This window comes from Picosynechococcus sp. NKBG15041c, assembly GCF_055380235.1.
This window is the reverse complement of the sequence record NZ_AP040363.1, coordinates 673430-688017: the sequence shown is the minus strand read 5'-3', so window position 1 is coordinate 688017 and position 14588 is coordinate 673430. Positions and strand designations below refer to the sequence as shown.

General features: G+C 48.9%; 12 protein-coding genes and 1 tRNA gene. 5 read left to right on the top strand and 8 right to left on the bottom strand.

Annotated features, from left to right (window positions below):
* Window position 1: 1 nt before the first annotated feature.
* Both ACZ45B_RS03315 and ACZ45B_RS03310 read right to left on the bottom strand, forming a co-directional pair.
* A complete protein-coding gene (locus tag ACZ45B_RS03315) occupies window positions 2-295 on the bottom strand; it encodes an NIL domain-containing protein (RefSeq protein WP_024546474.1) in 294 nt (97 codons plus the stop codon).
* Between the two features lie 50 nt (window positions 296-345).
* Window positions 346-1404 (bottom strand): sulfate ABC transporter substrate-binding protein, encoded by a 1059-nt coding sequence (locus ACZ45B_RS03310; RefSeq protein ID WP_024546473.1) that lies wholly within the window; start codon window positions 1402-1404, stop codon window positions 346-348.
* A 176-nt stretch (window positions 1405-1580) separates the two neighbouring features.
* On the opposite strand from ACZ45B_RS03310, the gene ACZ45B_RS03305 reads away from it, so the two are divergent.
* The 4 genes from ACZ45B_RS03305 (at window position 1581) to ACZ45B_RS03290 (ending at window position 6506) form a co-directional block, all read left to right on the top strand.
* Window positions 1581-3554, top strand: a complete 1974-nt coding sequence (locus ACZ45B_RS03305) for an SLC13 family permease (RefSeq protein WP_236612494.1) — start codon at window positions 1581-1583, stop codon at window positions 3552-3554.
* Window positions 3555-3653: 99 nt separating this feature from the next.
* The gene (locus ACZ45B_RS03300) at window positions 3654-4217 is read left to right on the top strand and encodes a peroxiredoxin (RefSeq protein ID WP_024546471.1); all 564 of its coding nucleotides are present in this window, start codon (window positions 3654-3656) and stop codon (window positions 4215-4217) included.
* Between the two features lie 132 nt (window positions 4218-4349).
* Window positions 4350-5363, top strand: coding sequence for an NAD(P)/FAD-dependent oxidoreductase (locus ACZ45B_RS03295; RefSeq protein WP_024546470.1), 1014 nt, complete (start codon window positions 4350-4352; stop codon window positions 5361-5363).
* A 129-nt stretch (window positions 5364-5492) separates the two neighbouring features.
* Window positions 5493-6506, top strand: coding sequence for a GntR family transcriptional regulator (locus tag ACZ45B_RS03290; protein ID WP_464674991.1), 1014 nt, complete (start codon window positions 5493-5495; stop codon window positions 6504-6506).
* Between the two features lie 62 nt (window positions 6507-6568).
* Here ACZ45B_RS03290 and ACZ45B_RS03285 read toward each other — a convergent pair whose 3' ends face one another.
* From ACZ45B_RS03285 to lipA, 5 genes are all read right to left on the bottom strand, one after another.
* Complete coding sequence (locus tag ACZ45B_RS03285; protein WP_024546468.1) at window positions 6569-7519, bottom strand: hypothetical protein; 951 nt, start codon at window positions 7517-7519, stop codon at window positions 6569-6571.
* A 667-nt stretch (window positions 7520-8186) separates the two neighbouring features.
* Complete coding sequence (gene mazG / locus ACZ45B_RS03280) at window positions 8187-9014, bottom strand: nucleoside triphosphate pyrophosphohydrolase (protein WP_024546467.1); 828 nt, start codon at window positions 9012-9014, stop codon at window positions 8187-8189.
* A gap of 88 nt (window positions 9015-9102) precedes the next feature.
* Window positions 9103-11214: a ribonuclease E gene (rne, locus tag ACZ45B_RS03275; RefSeq protein ID WP_096416707.1), complete on the bottom strand. Its 2112-nt coding sequence runs from the start codon at window positions 11212-11214 to the stop codon at window positions 9103-9105.
* A 354-nt stretch (window positions 11215-11568) separates the two neighbouring features.
* Window positions 11569-12729 (bottom strand): cysteine desulfurase family protein, encoded by a 1161-nt coding sequence (locus tag ACZ45B_RS03270; RefSeq protein ID WP_024545008.1) that lies wholly within the window; start codon window positions 12727-12729, stop codon window positions 11569-11571.
* A complete protein-coding gene (lipA, locus tag ACZ45B_RS03265; RefSeq protein ID WP_024545007.1) occupies window positions 12726-13619 on the bottom strand; it encodes a lipoyl synthase in 894 nt (297 codons plus the stop codon). Before lipA ends, ACZ45B_RS03270 begins: the two co-directional genes overlap by 4 nt.
* 94 nt (window positions 13620-13713) lie before the next feature.
* On the opposite strand from lipA, the gene ACZ45B_RS03260 reads away from it, so the two are divergent.
* A tRNA-Pro gene (locus tag ACZ45B_RS03260) sits at window positions 13714-13787 on the top strand.
* A 35-nt stretch (window positions 13788-13822) separates the two neighbouring features.
* Here the strand turns inward: ACZ45B_RS03260 and ACZ45B_RS03255 are convergent.
* On the bottom strand, window positions 13823-14347 hold the full coding sequence (locus ACZ45B_RS03255; protein ID WP_024545006.1) for a pentapeptide repeat-containing protein: 525 nt from the start codon (window positions 14345-14347) through the stop codon (window positions 13823-13825).
* Window positions 14348-14588: the final 241 nt, after the last annotated feature.

Genomic DNA, 14588 nt, shown 5'->3' with positions numbered 1-14588 from the left:
GTTACCAACCGTCGGTTTCAGGCGTATCTTTGCGATAAACACTGATATTGTGATCTTGTAAATAGAGGAGAGTGTTCTTGATCGCTTGATCAGTACCTGAAATTTGTAAGTCAAACCAGCCACTGACGGAAGTGTCACGACCAAGAGTTGCGGCCAAAATATTAACTTGTACTGCAAACTTTACGGCGAGTTGAGTAATAATTGGATCTTGCTGATATTGCTTTGGGATTTGGACCAAAATGTTAATTTGAGTATGGCGATCGCCTAAATTTTTGGACTCGATTGAACTGGACATAGAATGTTTTTCTCCGACTCGAAATAGAATCTGGCGTTAATAGTAAATTTTTACTGTTGGAAGATTTGATCAAAGATGCCACCATCCCCAAAAAATTCAGGTTGTACTTGATCCCAGCCGCCAAAATCTTCGATGGTTACAAGGTTTTCAATGGGGGGATATTGCTCAGAAAATGCAGCAGCAATAGTTGGATCTACTGAACGAAAACCCACTTCTGCAAAGATTTTTTGTGCTTCTGGTGTATAGAGAAATTCAACGAAAGCTTCGGCTACGGCCCTGGTATTTCTGTCATCTACGGTTTTGTCTACCACGGCGACGGGGTTATCAATAGAAATGTTGTAATCAGTCGGAATAATGTAGGGTTGATTTTCCCCTTGCAAGTTAGCGAGCACCACTTCATTTTCGTAGTTCAACAGCACATCTCCTTGCCCTTGTTGATAGAAAACATCACTAGATCCCCGCGCATCTTTCGGCAAAATCGGTGCGTTTTGATAAATTTTGGTCACAAATGCCCTGGCTTCTGCTTCAGTACCACCTGTTTGGGCGATCGCCCCCCAGAGGCCCAAGAAATTCCAACGAGCTCCCCCAGAGGTTTTGGGGTTGGCTGTAATCACCGCGAGATTTTTGTCAGCGAGGTCTGTCCACTTTGTAATTTGCAGATTGGGATCCCGGGGGACAATCGCTATTACAGATGTTGTCAGGATGCTGTTGTTAGGGGCTTCTGTTTCCCAACCGGGTTCGATTAAACCTGCTGCTTCAATTTGGTTAATGTCAGAGGCGAGGGCAAGGGCCACGATATCCGCCTGTAAACCATCAATCACCGCCCTAGTTTGGGAACCGGAACCTCCATAACTTTGTTCGATGGTGACGGTTTGCCCTGTTTGTTCTTTCCAGGATTTGGCGAAGAGGGGAATGATTTTTTCGTAGGCACTGCGGGTTACTGCATAGCTCACCAAAGTGAGGCTAACGGGCTCCGTACTTTGGGTTTGTTCCGCCGCCCCTTGGGATTGGGGCGCTTCAGTTTGGGACGTCCCACCGCAGGCCACCATCGTGCTGCCGAGGATGGTGGCGATCGCCAGAAATTTTAAGGATTGAGGGAAGTTGAACATGTCTTGAGACGAATTACTTTCTGATTGATGACCAATCATATTTGAATACAGACTGAAATGCAATACATTTTGAATTCATCTTGATGTAATTCTTTGATGTGCCATGATTGGGACTGGAATTTTTCCAACTCTGTCTAGTGCTGTTCCCGCCGATGAAATCGGCTACATGCTGACCTATGCCATTGTTTAAGTCTCGTCATCTAGAGCTTTTTGGGCGATCGCCCCGTACTCAGCCAGCGATTTTTCCTGTTGATTTCACCCGTACTCCTAAATTTTTTGGAACTATGCCGGCCCTAGGAAGTTTGTGTTGTGGCAGTTTTTCCCTTGCACTTTTAGGCCAACTGTCCCCGGAAGCTGGATTTTCCCTACTGGGGCTTGGTTGGCAGGGCTGGTTTACCCTGCTGCTGATTTTGGTGGCTTTTCTCCTTAATGCTTTGACGCCCCTCCCCGCAGAGGTGATTTTTCTGGGGGCTTTGGGGGGCTTACTCCTGACAGGAATATTGGATACGGGCACAACCCTCGCTGGCTTTAGTAATGAAGGGCTGGTGACCATCGCTGTCCTCTATGTCGTCGTGGGCGGTCTACAGCAGACAGGCACCCTGAGTTGGATTTCCCAGCGCGTCCTCGGCTTACCCAATGGAGAATCTGCGGCTTTGATGCGCCTGATGCTCCCTGTCATGGGGTTGAGCGCTTTTTTGAATAACACCCCCGTGGTGGCAATGTTTATCCCTGTGGTAAATGAGTGGTGTCGTAAGCTCCGCATTAGTCCCTCAAAACTCATGTTGCCCCTGAGCTATGCGGCTTCCTTTGGGGGTGTTTGTACCTTGATTGGTACCAGTACGAATTTGGTGGTCAATGGTCTTTTGGTGGCGGAAACGGATCATCCGGGCCTGGGGATTTTTGACATTGCTTGGGTAGGTGTACCCTGTGCGATCGCCGGCACAATCTTTTTGATGTTTACCCATCGCTGGCTCATTCCAGAGCGTAAACCCGCCATTAGTGATGATGATGATCTGCGGGAATATACCGTGGAAATGCTCGTCCACGAAAATAGCCCCCTCATCGGTAAAAGCATTGAAGAAGCAGGCCTGCGGAATCTCCCGAACCTGTATCTGATGGAAGTGGTGCGCGATGCCCTTGTATTACCAGCCGTCAGTCCCCGAGAAATTCTACGGGAGAATGATCAATTAATTTTTGTGGGGGCCGTAGATTCGATTTTGGATCTCAATCGCCTGCGGGGTCTGCAGCCAGCCACAGATCAAGTGTTTAAACTCGATACCCCCCGGTCTGAACGGTGCTTGATCGAAGCGGTAGTTTCCAATACCTGCCCCCTAATCCGTCAAACCATCCGGGAAGGAAAATTTCGCAGCCGTTATAACGCGGTGGTGGTGGCCGTTGCCCGTAATGGGGAACGCCTCAAGGGTAAAATCGGGGATGTTCGTCTGTTGGCAGGGGATACTTTACTTCTAGAAACCCACCCGACTTTTCTAGAACAGCAGCGGGGTTCACGGGATTTCTACCTGGTGAGCGAAATTCCTGATTCAGAACCCATGCGCCATGACCGCGCGCCGATCGCCTTGGCAATTCTATTAGTGATGGTGGTCTGTGTGGTGTTTAATTGGCTATCAATGTTGAAAGCAGCCACCCTTGCGGCGATCGCCATGGTGCTGCTGGGCTGCTGCTCGCCGGGGCGCTCCCTCAAAGGCATCGAATGGCCCGTTCTACTTGTCATTGGGGCCGCCTTTGGTCTCGGTAAAGCCCTCGAAATCACAGGGGCCGCGGCGGCGATCGCCAACAATTTAATCCAATTGGCCGGCGATAATCCCTGGTCGACCCTAATTGTGGTTTATGGCATCACTACATTACTCACCGAACTGATTACCAACAACGCCGCCGCCGCCTTGATGTTTCCCATTTCCCTCTCCCTTGCCAATACCCTCGGCGTTGATATCGTGCCTTTTGTCATCGCCATTATGATCGGCGCTTCCGCCAGCTTCTCGACCCCCATCGGCTACCAGACAAACCTGATGGTCTATGGACCGGGGGGCTACAAATTTACCGACTATTTTCGGGTAGGGATTCCCTTAAACCTCCTCTTTTGGGCCGTAACCTGCAGCCTTGTGCCCTTCGTCTTTCCCTTCAACCCCTAAAAGTCTTGACTTATTCCTAAATAAGAATTATTCTGGTTTATTAAGAAGGGTGAAGAATACTTCACCACTTTTCGTTATCAAATTATTCAAGAGATCAACATGGCTAGAGTACCCGACGTCGTCTTCAAAACCCGTGTCCGTGACGAGTCCGTAGAAGGGCCCAACCCCTACCGCTGGGAAGACAAAACCACCGCTGATATTTTCGGTGGCAAAAAAGTTGTGCTTTTCTCCCTCCCTGGTGCCTTCACCCCCACCTGTTCTTCCAACCACCTGCCTCGCTACGAAGAGCTCTATTCTGAGTTCCAGGCCCAAGGTGTCGATGAAATTATCTGTATCTCCGTGAACGATGCTTTCGTAATGTTCAAATGGGGCAAAGAAATTGGTGCGGACAAGGTTTCCTTGCTGCCCGATGGTAACGGCGAATTCACCCGCAAAATGGGGATGCTCGTTGAGAAGTCTAACCTCGGCTTCGGGATGCGTTCTTGGCGCTATTCGATGCTCGTAAACGATGGCGAAATCGAAAAGATGTTCGTTGAGCCTGATTTTTCTGATAACTGCCCCACCGATCCTTTTGAAGTATCCGATGCAGATACGATGCTCGCTTACCTCAAGGGCGAATCTGCGCCTGGTGTGTCTGAACCCCGTAAGGAATTTGTTGGCTAGGTTGATAGCCTGACGCTCACCAAATAATTTTTTTAAACTAAGGCAAGGGGGGCGGCGATCGCCTTCCTTGCCTTTTTATTGTTCTACTCCTGACCTGTACGTACCACCGCCAAACCATTGGGGGAGCCTGCCATGAAGCTTTCTAGTAAAAATTTTGAAACCCGTTTAGATACTGTCTATGATGCGATCGTCGTGGGGGGCGGAATGGGAGGCTTGTCCGCTGCCATTTATCTCGCCCGCTATGGCCTCAAGTGCCTTGTGATCGAAAAAGGCAAAGGGCGATCGCTCTGGATGCAGGATCTCCGTAACTATGTGGGCCTCGACCCCGAAACCCCAGGCCGCGACATCCTCACCCAAAGTACGAAGCAGGCGATCGAGTGGGGCGCTGACCATCTCCGGGGCTATGTGGAAGATGTGACCGACGAAGGAGACACCTTCGCCGTTAAGGTAAAAGTGGGAAAAAAAGACAGTGCCTATCCCATTTTTCGCAGTAAATACCTGATTGCTGCCTCTGGAATTATTGATAAGCTCCCGGAAACCGAAGACATGCAAAATGTCTATGATTATGCCGGCTACACCCTCCATGTGTGCATGATCTGTGATGGTTATGATATGTGGGACCAAAAGGCGGTGGTGATCGCGGGTACCGAAGGACAAATCAATGCCGCTTTTGTGTTGAATTGGTTTACCCCTTATATCTCGGTATTAACCCATGGCCTCGTCGAGGTGAGTGATGAAATGAAAGAAAAGCTCGCCGAACATGGCTATCCCCTCTATGAGCAAAAAATTGTTAAATTCCATGGGGAAAATCACAAGATGAGCGGTGTGGAACTTGAAGATGGCACCATCGTGGAAGCAACCACTGGCTTGATCAACATGGGCTCTATTTACCATAACCACTACCTCAAGGGCATTCCGAGTCTGGAATGGGATGGTGAAAACTTGGTGACCAATGAGATGTGTCAAACCAGCCATGACCGGATTTTTGCCCTCGGTGATTTGAAAAAAGGGTTGAATCAAGTTTCCATTGCGGTGGCCGATGGTACTCTTGCAGCGACCCAAATTTGGCGCAATATTCGGCGGGCGGCGCCCCCCCGGAAATGGACGGAGAATGTGACGGAGCCTCATCCTTTTGTGATTGTTTAAGGGTTTCTGTTTAACCGAGGCCCATTGACTAATCGATTCCCTGAGTTATGCTTGGGGAATTTTTTTGAGGTGATGGGGGGCGATCGCCCCAGGTGTTTTCTGCTTTGATGGAGAGAAATCCTCAGGGTAATGCTGATGTTTTCGTTTCGCATTCAATCGGAAAGCGATATTCCCGCCGCTGAACAACTGCGCGATCAGTTGCAGTTTGCGATCGCCTCCCAGCAGTTTCCGCCAGAGAAACGGCTTCCTAGTCTGCGCCAGTTAGAGATGAGTACGGGGCTCCACCGCAATACGATTGGCAAAGTTTACCGCGAGCTAGAAGCCCTAGGTTTGGTGAAATCAGTGCCGGGTTCGGGGGTTTATGTGCAAGATAATTTTCCGGCTATGCCCCGTTCTACCGTGGCTCCCAGATTAACCGTGCGGCCCCAAAGTATTTGTGACCAAGCGATTCAACAACTATTGGAACAAGGGTATAGTTTGCCCCAAATTCGGCACCTGTTTTGTGAAAATCTCGATTGGCGTTTGGCTGCCGCTGCCCAGGTTTTCGTCACCGTGCCGGAACAGGAGTTAGGCGCCGGTCAATGGATTTTGCAAGAAATTTCCCAGGCGATCGCCCTCCCGATGCAGCTTATTCCCCTCGAAACCTTGGCCGAACGCTTAACCCACTTCACCACCGCCACGATTATTACGACCCCCTATTTTGTCCAGATCGTCGAGGCGATCGCCCCCCCAGAAAAATTTCAAATTATTCCCCTGTCGCTCCACGATTATGCCGAAGAACTGCAGCTTATTAGAGCGCTCCCCCAGAACCATCGCCTCGGTTTGGTGAGTGTTAGTCCTGGCATTCTCCACGCTGCCCGCACGATTATTGAAAGTCTGCGTCCCGATCTCACCCTAACTACTAGCAGGCCCGAGCCTCTAACTAGGCTCGATTCACTCCTCGAACGCAGCCAAACAGTTTTATGCGATCGCCTCAGCCTTGTTACCATCCAACAGCAACTCACACAACTGCAACTTCACCAGCCGCCTCACCTAATTTCCTGCCAAAATTACATCAGTGAAACTTCCCTCACATTACTCCAGCAGACCCTCAGTACCACCAATGCCCAGATTAATCACCTCATCGATCCTGTGACCCCATGAAATGACCAAATACTCCATAGAGCAGGCCCTTTGCCTAGCAGGATCGTTTGAGCAAGAAGGCTTTATAAATAACGCTTATATTTTTCGTAAATCTCCAGAGCAGCCAGGGTTTCCTTAAATTCCTTCGGAAGATTATACTCTTGGGCCGAATACTGCTCTCGCAAGGCAGCAATACTGAGATAAGGTTGTTCCCAATCTCGTAGGCGCTGTAATAGTCGTTGAAAATCTAAATCTTCTTGTTGATACTTATATTTAAAAGCGATAAACTGCAGCATTCTCGCATAGGAGCGGGGGTTGTCATGTTCTGGCGGTACCTGAAGAATTTTTGCCAAATTATTGAAAATTTCTTGATTATCAATAATTTGCAAACTGACCCCTTGCATATCATAAACATCTGATTTAGTAAGGGTTTTTGAGATACTCGAAATAATACGCAAAACAGTATAGCTATAGCTGGCTTGCTTAAATAAACGCAGCAGCTCAAGGCCGTCTGCATACTGTGCTACCTTGTCAATGGCCATCAAATAGCTTTTTAAAACCACCTTCCCTTTTTCTGTTTTAACCTTATCAATTAGGGGCCATACTTTTTGGTGAATAATCTCTAGAACTTCTTGATGTTCTTTTGTTGCTAAAACTTGGGAAATAAATTTATAGATACTTTTTTGAATCGGACTACGAAATTGTAGTTCTGTCTCTGAAATCAGTAGATAGCTTTCCGCCGCTGTTAAGGCAAGTTCTAATAACTGAGTAACCCGTTTCAGACCTTGAAAATCCCCTAGGTTTTTTTCGAGTAAAATCCGCATTTGCGCGTAGGCGACAAAATCTGCATTATCAAATTTATTCAACTCAATGCGTTGCACATGCCAAGCTTTAGCATTGAGTTCTCGTAAAAATTTCCGATGGGCTAAAACAGCACTGTCAGGGACGGATTCTTTACTAATTAACTTTGCAATCTTTTCCGTTAGACTAGCATCCCCGACTAAGGGTTTATTCCACCACTGTTTATCTTCCATAGGAGTTAAATTTAAATACAGAGCCTAAGTTACGACAAATACCTACTGCTATGAAGGTTGACGCAAGGAGCAATGAAAAGTCTCCCCTGGGTTCTTCAGGATGAAGAAATTTAAAAAATCTAGTGTTGACTTGCCTCTATCATTGCCGCAGATATCAAGCATGCGGTATCTCTACTGTCGGCAGTCTATTTTCGGGAGAGCTAGATCAGCGAGAAATGACGAGGCCAGGCTTAAATCTTAACATTTCCTCAAACTTTATCCTGACACACTTACGGGAGAAATTCCGTAACAGGGCCAAGACTAAGTTTCGAGATAGGCTACCTATCTATTATATCTCTGTCTCAGGAAGATAAACCTTCCAAAAAATGAAGCTCTTGTCAAGATTAGTGTTGATTTTTGTTAATCTCTGCGATCGCCAATCCTATGAAATACAAGAATTAATTGAGACATTTCTACATTAACCCAAGCGCTTTTGATGATTTTCACAGAGAGCACACTGAGAAAATACTGATCTGTTTACAAAATTAGGCAGCGGCAATTAAGTGCCTCTATCTGACAACAAATATCGTCATCCTTCAATCAGCCCGAGGATAATGTCTTTAGTTACCCTTAATTGAGCAAAGAAGCGGTCAGTCGTTGCCTTTACTGAAGTTGATGAGTGTTTGATTTAAGTTTTGTGCTGCTGAAGATGGGATTTGGCTTGTTGCCAAAGGGTTTCTAGTTCAGAGAGGGAATAGTCACTGAGAGATTTTTCGGCAAAATTTTCCATCAGAGTAATGCGTTGTACCATGCGCTGATTTGTGCCATAGAGAGCCGCACTAGGATCTAGATCATACCAACGGGCGAGATTGACGACTGTAAAGAGTAAATCTCCTAATTCTGCTTCTTGATGTGCTTTGTTGTCGCTCCCTAGGGCTTCTTTAAATTCTGTGAGTTCTTCTGTGAATTTATCCCAAACTTCTGTGATATTTTCCCATTCAAAGCCTGCTACTGCTGCTTTTTCTGACATCTTGAGACTAGCCATAAGCGGCGGTAGGGTGCTGTTGTAGCGCTCTAGTTTTTGACTCAGTTGGTTTTTTGAATGGAGAGATTCTCCTTTTTCTTGGGCCTTAATCGCATCCCAATTTTGGCGCACTTCGGCTGTGGTCGTTGCAATGGCTTCTCCAAAAACATGGGGATGACGACGAATCAGTTTTTGACTAATGCCTTCAGCGACTTCTTGGAGGCTGAAATGTCCGTATTCTTGGGCGATTTGGGCTTGTAAAATCACCTGGAGGAGGAGGTCGCCTAGTTCTTCGGCGATCGCCTGTTGGTCATCTTGGCGGAGGGCATGGACGACTTCATAGGCTTCTTCAATAACGTAGGGAATGAGCGTCTGGGGCGTTTGCTCCAAATCCCAAGGACAGCCCCCCTCAGGCGATCGCAGTTGGGCAACCACACCAATCAAATGGTGCAGAGCGGTCAAGATAGCGTCGGTCGTTTGGGTAGCGGCCATAGGTTTTGGAAATAGCGAAGGAGTAAAACAATATCAAAGATCAAAAAAAGGCAGCGTTGCCACTGCCTCAGAATAACGAAAAAAACCGTTAATTGCTGCTCGAAGAGCGACGACGGCGGCGCCGGCGGCCAACCGGGGCCTCTTCCTCGGCATTATTTTCAGGTGTTACTGCGGGGACAGTGGCCACCTGTGGCGTTGACTCACCGCTGGTGGCAGACGAAAGTTCCTGCTTTTTCGCGGTGGCTAAATGGGTGAGATCTAACTGTTGAGGTTGGTTGGGTTCAGACTCAACAGGCTCAAGCTCGGTGGCTTCAGATTTTGTTTTTTCCGGCGTCACTGCAGCTTCTTCCTGGGCGGCATCAAGGCTTCCAGGGCTGACAATTTGCACAATGGTTGAACGGGGATCTTTTTTGATGGCGGGATCTAGACGAACCAGAGGCGACACCCCAATAAGGGCATAGAGGCTTTTTTCCTGCTCCGTCATTTCCACTTGAATCGTTTCTTTGGGTTCATCCCGACGGAAGCGGCCCCGCTCGCGGCGCTCAAAGCGTGGAGCCGGCGTATTATTGTTGTTTTCTGGTGTGACGACTTTGGATTCTTGGGGTTCATTTTGCTGGAGGCGATCGCCACCATCATTACCATTGTCTTCCCGCAGTTCTTTCACATCCCGGAGCACAGGTTTACTGGCAACTTCCGGAGCACGCCGGCGACGTCGGCGACTATTGCCGCTCCCACCCTGCTCTTGATAATCAGGATGATGTACCAAATTTAGAGGCTCAGTGCCAGAAACAGGCTCTTGGGTGACAAGCTTACTCCGAGAAACCCGCGAAGTTAGGCGACGGCCATGGGCAGTATTCGGCGTCCTACGTCCCGGAAGGACTGGACGACTTTCCCCAGGCGTCCGGGAGCCCGACTGCAAAGAAAGAGAAGACATTACACTAAGCTGTAGAGGAACCGCTTCTTCTTCCCCAGGTAAATGCACTAAATGACCAAGGCCATTGCAATGGGCACAAGGTTTACCAAAGAGTTCATAAAGATTTTGGCCCTGACGCTTACGGGTCAATTCCACCAGGCCCAATTCTGACAACTGGGCAATCTGTGGTCTAGCCTTATCTGATTTTAAAATTCCGGTGAAATGCTCTAACAACTTCAATTGATCATGGCGGGAATCCATATCAATGAAATCTACGACAATCACCCCACCAATATTACGAAGACGCAATTGTCGCGCAATTTCTGTGGCGGCTTCATAGTTCGTCCAGAGCACCGTTTCCCGCGCTGTTGCTGATTTCGTAAATGAGCCAGAGTTGACATCAATGACCGTGAGCGCTTCGGTGGGCTCAATGATGATGTATCCCCCAGAGGGCAGCTCTACTCTGGGTTTGAGGGCTTCTCGGATCGCTGCATTCACCCGAAAATAGTCGAGGACAGATTGTTTTTCGCGGTGGTGATCAATGAGTAAGCCATCGGGTGCTTTCCCGCCTTGCCAATTCATCAGTTGGCTTTTTACCCGCTTAACCCCATGGGCCGAATCCACCACAATGCGGTTCACTTCATCGCTGTACATATCCCGCAGGACTCGTTGGATAAAGTCATCATCGCGGTTGATTAGGAGCGGCGCGCGACCATGATTTGCCTGTTGCTGGATCGATTCCCACTGTTTTTGAAGGAGTTCGAGATCTTCGATGATCGATTCTTCATCGGTCCCTTCGGCCTCGGTACGAACGAGGAGACCCATACCTGGGGGTTTCATCAGCACGGCTAAGGCCCGTAGGCGATTACGTTCACTTTCATCACTGATGCGTCGGGAGAGATTAACACCTTTGCTGTACGGCATCAAGACTACGTAGCGACCGGGCAGGGTAATATTTCCGGTTAAGCGCGGCCCCTTATTCCCGGTTGGTTCTTTCATGACTTGAACCAAGGCTCTTTGTTGGGGTTCAAGGAGTTCGATGATTGAGCTGGAATTTTTTCGGAGTCGGATGGGGCCGAGGTCGGTGACGTGGATAAAGCCGTTTTTTTCTGTATCGCCGATATTGACAAACGCTGCGTCAATACCAGGAATGACATTTTCGACAATGCCTAGATAAATGTCCCCGACTTGTTGAGCACCGGTAGATACAACAATTTCTTGGATTTGGTCTTCCCAAAAAACGGCAGCAATCTGATGCTGCTCTGCAATAATAATTTGCTTAGGCATTCAAATTCCTCGATTTTTTTCGCTTAGTGCTGAAAAAACTGCTCTGTGCAAGTTCTGTTGTTTGATAAATGCTGTGAAACTAGGCTAGATATCTTTTGTTTCGTGCAGACTTCATCGCAGACATAGATCTGTGTATGGCTGGATGAGAATAGATGGGGCGATCGCCGAATCTTGTTTGGTTGTGGAAAAAAGTTAAAGTTACCGCAACGGAAAGCAAAGACCGGGGCAAGTTTTTGCCTCGCACGCTGTGCGGAGGCAGAAGACGGTTACGGCTAAAAATATGGAAGCTTTAGCGGCATGTTTGCCATCGCCTTAAATTCTATTTTAAGGCCAAGTGTTCACTTTGGATCAACTTCAGGGTGCCTTCGATGGGATTTTCTGGAGGGTTGTGATGGTTTGACTCAGGCTGGACGCGACGGTATCGAGTTCTGGGGCCGTGGTAAAGCGACCCAAACCAAAACGGAGGGAGGCGCGGCAGAGGTCTGGGGAACGACCTAAAGCGGTGAGCACATGGGAGGGTTTACCGGAACTACAGGCAGATCCAGTGGAGAGGGCAACGGTATTTCTCAGGCCCAGGAGGAGGGCTGCACCGTCAATTTTTTCAAAACTCACGTTTAAATTTTGGGGCAGCCGTTGTTCTAGGTCACCGTTTAAATGAATCCCTTCAATGGTTTTGAGGTGCGCCCAGAGGCGATCGCGCAATTTTCTAATCCGGGTATTCTCTTCGGTCATCTGGGCTAAACCCAGTTCGACAGCTTTAGCAAACCCGACAATCTGGGGGGTATAGAGGGTCCCTGAGCGTCTGCCCCGTTCTTGGCCGCCGCCGTGGAGTTGGGGGGCGAGGTTAACCCGGGGATTTTTCCGGCGCACATATAGCGCCCCAATGCCTTTGGGTCCGTAAATTTTGTGGGCAGTGAGGGACAGGAGATCAATATTTTGGGTCTGCACATTGATCGCGATTTTGGCGATCGCCTGGGCTGCGTCACAGTGAAATAAAATCCCCCGCTCGTGGCAAAGGGCTCCGATTTGGGCGATCGGTTGCAGTACCCCAATCTCATTATTGGCCGCCATCACCGAAACCAGCACCGTATCTTTACGGAGTGCTGTTTCCAGCAGCGATAAATCCAGTAACCCATTGGCTTGTACCGGCAAATAGGTGATCTCGAAACCCAGGGTTTCTAAATAGGCGCAGGGGTCAAGCACCGCCCGGTGTTCTGTTTGCACCGTGACAATATGTCTGCCTTTTTCAAAATAGGCTTCAGCCACCCCTTTAATCGCTAAATTGTTTGCCTCCGTTGCCCCGCTCGTAAACACAATCTCCTCTGGCTCTGCTCCAATGCTGCTGGCAATGATTTCCCTCGCCCGTTCTACCGCCGCGCTGGCTTCCCAACCATACATATGACCGGCGCTGGCTGGATTGCCAAACTGCTCCGTAAAGTAGGGCAACATCGCTTCCAGTACCTGCGGATCGACGGGGGTTGTCGCATGGTTATCCAGATAGATAGGACGTTTCATCGCGCAATGATTACGGGTTTAGATCTAGGGTGACTTGCCATTAAAGTGCGCACCTGTTCTGCGTGGTAGGAGCTGCGGGTGAGCGGGCTAGAAACCACCTGCAAAAAGCCGAGGGATTCACCATATTCACGCCAAGCGTCAAATTGCTCTGGGGTCACAAAATCTTTCACACCCAAGTGTTTTTGGGTCGGCTGGAGATATTGGCCAATGGTGAGAATGTCACAGTCCACGGCCCGTAGATCGCGCATCACTTCACGGACTTCAACATCAGTTTCCCCAAGGCCCACCATAATCCCTGACTTTGTGTAGACCCAGGGCGTCAGCTCACGGGTGCGCTGGAGTAATTCGAGAGAGCGTTGATAATCTCCCTGGGGCCGCGTTTTTTTGTAGAGACGAGGCACCGTTTCAGTGTTGTGATTTAGAACTTCAGGCTCTGCTTGCAGTAAAGTTTCGAGGGCATCCCAATTGCCGCAGAGGTCGGGAATGAGCACTTCGATGGTGGTTTTGGGAGAAAGGGCACGGGTGCGTTCGATACATTTCACAAATTGACTCGCACCGCCATCGGGCAAGTCATCGCGATTTACGGAGGTGATCACCACATGGTTGAGGTTCAAACGACGAACGGCTTCAGCCAGGTTATCAGGTTCGGCAGGATCGAGGCCCCGGGGCACTTTATCAAAGTCGATATCGCAGTAGGGGCAGGCGCGGGTACAGGCAGGCCCCATGATCAAAAAAGTGGCAGTACCAGCGTTAAAGCATTCGCCGATATTGGGACAAGAAGCTTCTTCGCAGACAGTGTTGAGGTTGAGGTCTCGTAAAATTTCTTTGACGCTACCAACCCGCTGCCATTGGGGGGCTTTTACTCTGAGCCACTCTGGTTTTACCGCCACGGCGATCGCTCCTTATTTTTTGCAAACTTTTGAAATTAACGCACAGGTTTTTATCCTAGCAAGGTTTACCTGTGTTAGTATGGATTCTGCTTTTCGGGATGTAGCGCAGCTTGGTAGCGCACCTCGTTCGGGACGAGGGGGTCGTAGGTTCAAATCCTATCATCCCGATTTTTACAGAATTATTAGAGCAGCAACTGGGGATATTAGTTCTTGCAGTTGAGGCTGTAGCGGGTGTCTATGTTCGTGACGGTATTGGTGCCGGAAGCCCGTTTGCAGAGTTCAGACAATTGGTAACGGTCGAGGAGCGCACCGGAAAAATCTGCGCCATCGATAGTGGCCCCAGCGAAATTTGTCCCCGGGGCGACGGCGTCGATAAACAGGGCATTGGTCAGGTCCGCCCCTTCCATGTTGACTTGATCCATAAAAGCTTCGGAAAGGTTGGCGCCTCTGAGGTCTGCTTCCATAAATTTGCCTTCAGTGAGGATGGCGCGGCTGAGATCGCTTTCAGTAAAGTCGCTGCCCCGCACATCGGCCCTGGCAAAGCTAGCGGCCTGGAGGTCTTGGTGAGAAAAGTCGTGGTTGGGCAGCTCGGAATAGGTATAGTTCAACTTGCTGTCGGCGATCGCCTGGGGTGCTATGAGGCAAATTGAAGCAATCGCCACAAAAAAGATCACCATGACTCGCTGGATAAATTTTGACCATGCTAATCGGGTGCCGAAGAAAACCATAGATTTACCGCCTGAAAGATCTGTAATTGCTGTTTCTAGGATACAGTTCCCGCTTGTTGCTTGCTTGATGCGACTTTTGGATGCAACATCAGTCTGACTTGCATCACAGAAGTGATTTCGTAAGGGAAGCTACCAAAATAACTGCTAAAGCCATGGCAAAACTAAGCCATTCATTTTATTAACCCCTTCATAAGCTTCGGTTTACCAATGTGCAACTGAAGATTTGGGTATGAGGAAAAAC

What these genes read in the sequence shown, in the direction of transcription:
- ACZ45B_RS03315 (WP_024546474.1), bottom strand. Translation starts at nt 295, where the DNA reads ATGTCCAGTTCAATCGAGTCCAAAAATTTAGGCGATCGCCATACTCAA.
- ACZ45B_RS03310 (WP_024546473.1), bottom strand. Translation starts at nt 1,404, where the DNA reads ATGTTCAACTTCCCTCAATCCTTAAAATTTCTGGCGATCGCCACCATC.
- ACZ45B_RS03305 (WP_236612494.1), top strand. Translation starts at nt 1,581, where the DNA reads ATGCCATTGTTTAAGTCTCGTCATCTAGAGCTTTTTGGGCGATCGCCC.
- ACZ45B_RS03300 (WP_024546471.1), top strand. Translation starts at nt 3,654, where the DNA reads ATGGCTAGAGTACCCGACGTCGTCTTCAAAACCCGTGTCCGTGACGAG.
- ACZ45B_RS03295 (WP_024546470.1), top strand. Translation starts at nt 4,350, where the DNA reads ATGAAGCTTTCTAGTAAAAATTTTGAAACCCGTTTAGATACTGTCTAT.
- ACZ45B_RS03290 (WP_464674991.1), top strand. Translation starts at nt 5,493, where the DNA reads ATGCTGATGTTTTCGTTTCGCATTCAATCGGAAAGCGATATTCCCGCC.
- ACZ45B_RS03285 (WP_024546468.1), bottom strand. Translation starts at nt 7,519, where the DNA reads ATGGAAGATAAACAGTGGTGGAATAAACCCTTAGTCGGGGATGCTAGT.
- mazG (WP_024546467.1), bottom strand. Translation starts at nt 9,014, where the DNA reads ATGGCCGCTACCCAAACGACCGACGCTATCTTGACCGCTCTGCACCAT.
- rne (WP_096416707.1), bottom strand. Translation starts at nt 11,214, where the DNA reads ATGCCTAAGCAAATTATTATTGCAGAGCAGCATCAGATTGCTGCCGTT.
- ACZ45B_RS03270 (WP_024545008.1), bottom strand. Translation starts at nt 12,729, where the DNA reads ATGAAACGTCCTATCTATCTGGATAACCATGCGACAACCCCCGTCGAT.
- ACZ45B_RS03255 (WP_024545006.1), bottom strand. Translation starts at nt 14,347, where the DNA reads ATGGTTTTCTTCGGCACCCGATTAGCATGGTCAAAATTTATCCAGCGA.